General features: G+C 43.2%; 9 protein-coding genes. 1 reads left to right on the top strand and 8 read right to left on the bottom strand.

The window, feature by feature from the left end; all coding sequences use genetic code 11:
* Positions 1 to 214: 214 nt before the first annotated feature.
* Positions 215 to 748, top strand: coding sequence for a YiiX/YebB-like N1pC/P60 family cysteine hydrolase (locus tag D479_RS18315; RefSeq protein ID WP_008640037.1), 534 nt, complete (start codon positions 215 to 217; stop codon positions 746 to 748).
* A 21-nt stretch (positions 749 to 769) separates the two neighbouring features.
* Here the strand turns inward: D479_RS18315 and D479_RS20375 are convergent, their stop codons facing one another.
* From D479_RS20375 to D479_RS18280, 8 genes are all read right to left on the bottom strand, one after another.
* Positions 770 to 1,309 carry a BRCT domain-containing protein gene (locus D479_RS20375; RefSeq protein WP_206536244.1) on the bottom strand — a complete coding sequence of 180 codons (540 nt, stop codon included), beginning with the start codon at positions 1,307 to 1,309 and terminating at the stop codon, positions 770 to 772.
* Positions 1,310 to 1,314: 5 nt separating this feature from the next.
* A complete protein-coding gene (locus D479_RS18310) occupies positions 1,315 to 1,704 on the bottom strand; it encodes an exonuclease domain-containing protein (RefSeq protein ID WP_206536243.1) in 390 nt (129 codons plus the stop codon).
* A 296-nt stretch (positions 1,705 to 2,000) separates the two neighbouring features.
* Positions 2,001 to 2,555 (bottom strand): nitroreductase, encoded by a 555-nt coding sequence (locus D479_RS18305; protein ID WP_008640036.1) that lies wholly within the window; start codon positions 2,553 to 2,555, stop codon positions 2,001 to 2,003.
* Between the two features lie 184 nt (positions 2,556 to 2,739).
* On the bottom strand, positions 2,740 to 3,612 hold the full coding sequence (locus tag D479_RS18300) for a S1-like domain-containing RNA-binding protein (RefSeq protein WP_008640035.1): 873 nt from the start codon (positions 3,610 to 3,612) through the stop codon (positions 2,740 to 2,742).
* A 125-nt stretch (positions 3,613 to 3,737) separates the two neighbouring features.
* Positions 3,738 to 3,824 (bottom strand): YjcZ family sporulation protein, encoded by an 87-nt coding sequence (locus D479_RS18295; protein ID WP_008640034.1) that lies wholly within the window; start codon positions 3,822 to 3,824, stop codon positions 3,738 to 3,740.
* Positions 3,825 to 3,907: 83 nt separating this feature from the next.
* Complete coding sequence (locus tag D479_RS18290) at positions 3,908 to 4,897, bottom strand: LLM class flavin-dependent oxidoreductase (RefSeq protein ID WP_008640032.1); 990 nt, start codon at positions 4,895 to 4,897, stop codon at positions 3,908 to 3,910.
* Between the two features lie 11 nt (positions 4,898 to 4,908).
* A complete protein-coding gene (locus tag D479_RS18285) occupies positions 4,909 to 5,298 on the bottom strand; it encodes a helix-turn-helix transcriptional regulator (protein ID WP_241210948.1) in 390 nt (129 codons plus the stop codon).
* Between the two features lie 134 nt (positions 5,299 to 5,432).
* Entirely contained in the window at positions 5,433 to 6,428 is a 996-nt protein-coding gene (locus D479_RS18280; RefSeq protein ID WP_008640029.1) for a zinc-binding dehydrogenase, read from the bottom strand.
* Between the last annotated feature and the right edge of the window lie 147 nt (positions 6,429 to 6,575).

The following is a 6,575-nucleotide window of genomic DNA, read 5'->3' as shown; positions in this document are numbered from 1 at the left end:
CTCAGTATAATATATATTATGTAAACTAAGAAAATTATTAAAATAAGTAAGCGAGTCCTTTGTCTTCTCTCTTTGTTGGTTAACTGCTATAAGAATGATTTGCGAACATTTGTTCCAGGGTGGTATTTTTGGCACTTAGCATCTTTCATTCCCTTTGTTTTTCTACTGGCGATGAAGTACTCTAAAAGAAATCATAAGTTAAAGGAACGATTCCATGAAAAAACGATTGTTATTTTCCCTTTTAGCTGTTCTGGTGTTCATAATTAGATATATTTCTAAGAACCCCTCCAGCTGCTGCCGACTCGATGCTTCTTTGGTAGAACCTGGTGATTTGTTGTTCTCCCCGATTGGTAAGAAAGAATCATTTTATATCGGACATGTGGGCATCGTAACTGGAGATAATCATGTGGTTCATTCTGTGCCTGCAGGAATTATCCGAGATCCTCTTCCGTATTACTTACAAAAATTTCGTGGAATCGAACGGTACAAACCGAAACAAAAAGATGCGGGCCTGCGTGCTGCGCAGTATATTGATACTCACTATCCCAATCATACACCTGCAGACTACACAATCATGACAACTCTAGGAAGCAGAAGTCACCAGCAGTATTGCAGTAAGATTGTCTGGCAGGCGTATTATTACGGTGCCGGGATTAATCTGGGAAGACAGCCGAAGCTCGCTGTTGCTGTTCATCCACAAGTCTTAAAAGACAGCCGGTATTTTCTTCGAATGGAACGTTTGACATAACAAAAACGCTGCTGTGAAGCGTTACACAGTAGCGTTTTTGTTTAACTCGTTCATGAAAACGGTCTCGGGTAGTATTTCTATGGATGCTCCCTGACTTAACAGCTGTTCAGCTCGTTCAAGTTTTGTTGTTTTTTCTCCATTTAAATAGTTATCATACGTTTTAGATCCCACCACTACATAATTGGTTGTTGACTCAATCTGAGGGTGCCAAACGGCTCCTGCACGTTTGATTTGTTCTACTGCGTCTTGTCTTTTCAACCCATTTAATCTCCCTGTAAAAGCAATCGTACAACCGGCATACGGGTGATTGTGATTTATTTCTTTGGTTGCTGCAGCAAATGTATGGCCAGTAGATTTCCTGGCCTTTTTTCGTTTGTTGATCCGGGCCGGTTCATATCCACCGTCGAAAATCATGCCATTTGTTGTCCCCGTCTTTTCTATTAAGTCTTTGAGGTTTACGGCGCCAAGTTCTTTTTTTGCTTCAAGAAGGATAAAGGCGGAGGCTTTAGCATCTTCCAGGGCATGGTGGTGATGGAAAGCAAAGCCCAGGTGGTCAGCCACGACATTTAATTTGTATTTTGGGAGATCCCATGTTTTTTTGCAATATTGACGGTACAGTTGTATGCAAGCATAGGATACGGAAGTTGGTAAGCATCGAGCACAGCTCGAAGTACGCCGATGTCAAACGGGGCATTATGAGCGACCACCAGCTTCCCTTCCACCATCTGCTTTATCTCCCTTTCCCAAAGAATGTCGAACGTATCGGCATCAGCTACATCCTCCGGAGTAATTCCGTGTACTTGAATATTGATTGGTGCGAAATAATTGTTCTTCGGTTGGACGAGCCTGTAATACTCCTGAACAATTTCTTCATTATCATACTCCACTATTCCGATGGAACAAACGGAAGAGCGTTCTCTGTTGGCTGTTTCAAAATCGAGAGCGATAAAATTCATAAAATGCTCCTTTATTAACGTTTTACCTCTATCATAAAATGAATGCAGCCTCCCCGTCTATCGTCAAGCCTTATTGTATAAATTTGACCTTGCCACTGGAGTCTAAATTGTAAAAAAATATGGGTGCACACAAACTGAAACTCGTGGAAGACCTGGAGAAACACTAGGCGTCGTTTTGATAGCTTTTGATTCAAAATATAAGAACAAGAAACGCGAACATTAGTTCTCCCCTTCGCATTTTTGGCATTTTCGGCATGAAACGAATAAAAACACATCAAATCGATGTGTTTTTTGTGTTAATTTTTATAAACGCTCCATTTTTGTTCGATCGGTGTCCGCGTTTTCGTTTTTGGTTCGTGATCAAAAAAGCCCATGTGGATGAATCCGACAATCTTCTCTCCCTGTTCGACTCCTAATAAACGACGAACTTTCGGTTCATGAATCTGCGGGTTTGTTTTCCATACGACGCCGAGTCCTCTCTCCCATGCCAGCAGCTGGAAATTCTGAAGCAAGCAGCTGATTGCTCCAAAGTTCTCTTCCCATTGTTTCTGTCGCGGGTCCTCTTCCATAACCGCAATTAAAAAGGCAGTCGGCTGGCTGAAATAATTTCTCCTGTTTTCCTGCATGTCTTTAGGGAATGTCTGAACAAGTGATTCAACAAACCCCTCTTTCTCTTCTTCTGGTATGTAGATAAACCTCCAAGGTTCCCTTAAGCCGTGAGTTGGTGCCCAACAGGCATCATCCAGGAGCTCCTTTACTAATTCCTGAGGGACAGGCTCATTGTTGTAGCCGGTTTTTACTGATCGTCGTTCCCTGATAATTTTTGCTAAATCTGATTTAGTCGTTTCCATTATTGTTCCCCTTTATCTGGTTTATGATAAAGATAATGATAATCCTTCTCAATTATAGTGTCAAGCATCCATTTAACTACTGAAGATACTTAAAGATGTATATTTATCTCCATAAAAAAAGAACTTCTTTATCCTTATGGATGATTGAAGTTCTTTTTATATTGTTCGGAGTTGCTACTAAGTATTATTCCGAGTGGTGTTTGATGACAGTTTTCCCATCTTTAAACTCAATTTTGGACTGTTTCAGCAGCTGTCCCAACGCCCGTTTGAAAGCTGCTTTGCTGATCTGGAACTGATTCCGGATGGCTTCCGGATCGCTCTTATCATTTAGGAACATGACTCCATCGTTTTCTTGGAGAAAATCATAAATGATCTCGGCATCTTCCTTCATGCTTTCCTGCTTCAAAGGTCGTAGAGTCAGATTAATGGTACCATCATCCTTTACGTCGATTACCCTTGCCGTTACTGTTTGTCCAAGCCGAGGCTCTTCCTTTCGCTCACTGGGATGAATAAAGCCTCTGTACCCTTCTCCTGTAAGGACTGCTGAACCTGATTTAGTCGCTTTATACACTCTTGCGGTCACTTCCTGGTTGATCAACGTTTCCGGCGCTTTCTCCAGATCGTCCATGACCTCTTGTTCCGATATTGGTTCTGCTACAAGGCGACCCTTTTTATCGGTTTCCAGACTGACGAACAAATAGTCCCCTTCTTTCGGCCATGCGGATTTCAGTAACGGGAGTTCATCGGAAGATACGAGAATATCCTTACCTTGAAGACCGATATCGACAAATACCCCCATAGGAGCCATGTACTCGACGACTTCTGCCCATCCATAGGAATCCCTTGTGACATCCGGAATATCCATCGTAGCTGTCTCGGTGCCTTTTTTATCCGTGTAAATAAAAGCATCAACGATCTGACCGATTTCCATCTCGCCCTGGATTTCTTCATCAGGTATGATGATTTCCTTCGTTCCGTCAGTGGCCGAAAAACCGCCGGTGATCTTTTTTAGGATCTCTAATTTTTGTATGGTTCCCAGATTTTTATTTTCGCTCATTTTATAGCCATCCTTTATAAACATAATACTCCCTATTATAGCTTACCTTACCCCGTTTTAAAATGGGCTCTTTATGTAAACGCAAATGAAAAGAGCGCGGCACTTGCCGCGCTCTACGCTGGTGATTAATACCACCAAGAAGCTCCTACAATAATGAGGAGAATAAACAATACGACAATCAACGCGAATCCTCCACCATATCCTTTACTCATTCCAAATCCCCCCTTTCTACTGTATATGCAGAAAGGGGCAAATTGGTTTGGGTGAATAATAATAGAGGGGTTCCGCGCATGGTTTACATAAGTTCGGCCAACAGTTCATAGGAACGCTTTTTCTTATTAAAGTCATAGATATTGGTAATCACTAAGAATTCTTCCGTTCCGTATTTTTCTGCTAAAAGGTCAAGCTCCCTTTTTACATGGTGAGGATCTCCTATAATGCAGCGACGCCTGTTGCTGCGAATCTTTTCCATCTCTTTCTCCGTGTACGTACGTGTGCTCGCTTCTTCTACAGAAGCGATTCTCGTTTCTAATCCTTTCTCCACTTCAAGAAGCCACAAATCCTGACTTGCTGCCAGTCTTTCTGCCTCTTCCTGCGTGTCTGCACAAACGACGAAAACACAAACGTTTACTTGCGGCATCTTTAAACTCTTAGAGGGGCGAAAACGTTCTCTGTAGGTACGAACAGCTTCCTCCCCTTTATCAGGACTGATAAAGTGCCCCATCGTAAATCCAGTACCATATAACGCTGCGTGCTTCGCTCCACGCTCGCTCAAGCCGAGTACCCACATAGACGGTACTGTCTTCGTGGCAGGGCGAGCTGAAACTCCATAATACTCGTGTCCTTTAGGAATATCTCCATGAAGGAACTGCTGCAGCTCCTTTACCTGCCTGGAGAACGAGTGAAGCGGTTTTTCCATTCCATCCGTCAAAGCAAGCCTCGTCCTTTTTCCACCTCCAGGGGAACGACCGACACCAAGATCGATTCTCTCCGGATGGAATGCTTCCAATACCCGGAACGTTTCAGCAACTTTCAGTGGACTATACTGCGGCAGGAGCACTCCACCAGATCCAACCCGAAGCCTTCTCGTAGAAGCCGCGATCTGACCGATTAATATCTCCGGTGAAGATCCCGCGAGGCCATTTGTGTTATGATGTTCTGCTACCCAATAACGGTGATAACCCAGTTGTTCCGTATGAACGGCAAGCTGAATCGTTTGCTGCAACGCTTCTTCTGCTGTCTGCCCTTTTGATATAGGACTCTGATCTAAGACACTCAGCCTCATGTGTGCCCCTCCTAACGGTAAACGTCGGACATAATCTTTTTCAAAATAAAAATCTGTTCCTCAAACAAAAGTTTATATCTCTTCTTCAATACGTCGAACTCTTCTTTCCCATCATCCGTAAGGCTGTACCAATACACCTTCTGACGTTTCCGGTCATGTGACTTATAGTCTTCCTTCCGGTATAATAACCCCTGCTCTGTCATTTCATGAAGGGTGTCGAGAAGTGTTGAAGGCGCCGGTACCCAATTGTTGGTCAACTGTTTAAATTCGGCCTTGAAATGCTCACTGATCATCGGTTGACGGAGTTGCAGAAGGTGCATAATATAGAACTTGGTGAACTGAGCAGCACTCATGTTCAAAGCGAATCGCTTCGGATTGTTTTTGTGTGACAATGGTTCCACCTCCATTGATTGCATTGCTTGTTACTATTTTACAATAAATGAGGGGTCTTTTGTCGACTGTTACGCACATTCGTTCGCTTATTGTATGTTTTTTTATTTCATTCGGAGTTGCTACTAAGTTTTAAGTGGGATGATTATTGAAAACGGAAGCCGATTTTTCCGAAATTACCGCTGTTCTTTAAATACTCAAATGCCTCAACAGGTTGATCGGGCTTAAACAGCTTGTCTAGCTGAGGATGAATGTCATTCTCTTCTATAAATGAAAGCATTTCCCGGAACTCCTCCGCACTTCCCATGGTTGATCCGAGAATGTTTTGCTGAGCATAAAAAAACTTCCGGATATCAATGGTTACTTCATCCTCCGTCGTCGCTCCAAAAGTAACAAGCGTTCCTCCTTTTCTCAGGACCTCCAACGATTTATGGAATGTAGCCTTGCCAATGCTTTCGATAGACAAATCAATCGTTTCTTCCGCGAGCTCCTCTTTCCAATCGCTTTCTGTCATAACTGCAGCATCTGCACCGATCGCAAGCGCTGCCTCCAGCTTTTCTTTCGAACGGGATGTTACGATAACACGAGCACCTTTCGCTTTGGCGAATTTAAGAGCAAAGGTAAGGACACCACTTCCGATGCCGGGTAACAACACCGTCTGACCTGCTTTAATTTGCCCCCTGGTCACTAAAGCGCGGTAGGCTGTAAGAGCAGCTAATGGAAGAACTCCGGCTTCTTCGAAAGATAGATGCGACGGTTTCTTTTCTACGTGTGCTTCGGAACAGCAGTAATATTCAGCAAATGCTCCATGATCCGGTAACCCTACAATTTCAAACCCTTCCGGAGGATATTCGCTTTTCTTTTCCCAACCGAGACCAGGATTAATAACTACTTCGTCCCCCTCTCGAAATCGCTGTACATCCTCTCCAACCGCTTCGATAACTCCCGAGGCATCAGATCCGGGAATTAATGGCGCATCCGTTCCTTTATGCCGCTTTGTAACCACAGCTACATCTCTTCTGTTCATACCTGCTGTATGTACCTTAATTAATACATCCTTACCTGTCGGCCGCTCCATATTCATTTCCTTATATTGAAGACCTTCCAAACCATCTTTTCGTTCGTGGACAATTGCTTTCATAATTAACGTACCCCTTTCCGTGTCAAGATGCTATTAGTCTACCAAGAAGGAACCGTGGATCCAACTATATTGACTCCAAAATAAAAAGCCCTTTGTCGGTGATAGACAAAGGGCTTGATATTATAAAAGATAGAAGATAGCTGTAAA

Origin of the sequence: Halobacillus sp. BAB-2008 (genome assembly GCF_000328325.1) — a bacterium.
Lineage (GTDB): Bacteria > Bacillota > Bacilli > Bacillales > Halobacillaceae > Halobacillus.
The sequence above is the reverse complement of the archived record's forward strand: the minus strand, read 5'-3'. Positions and strand labels throughout refer to the sequence as shown.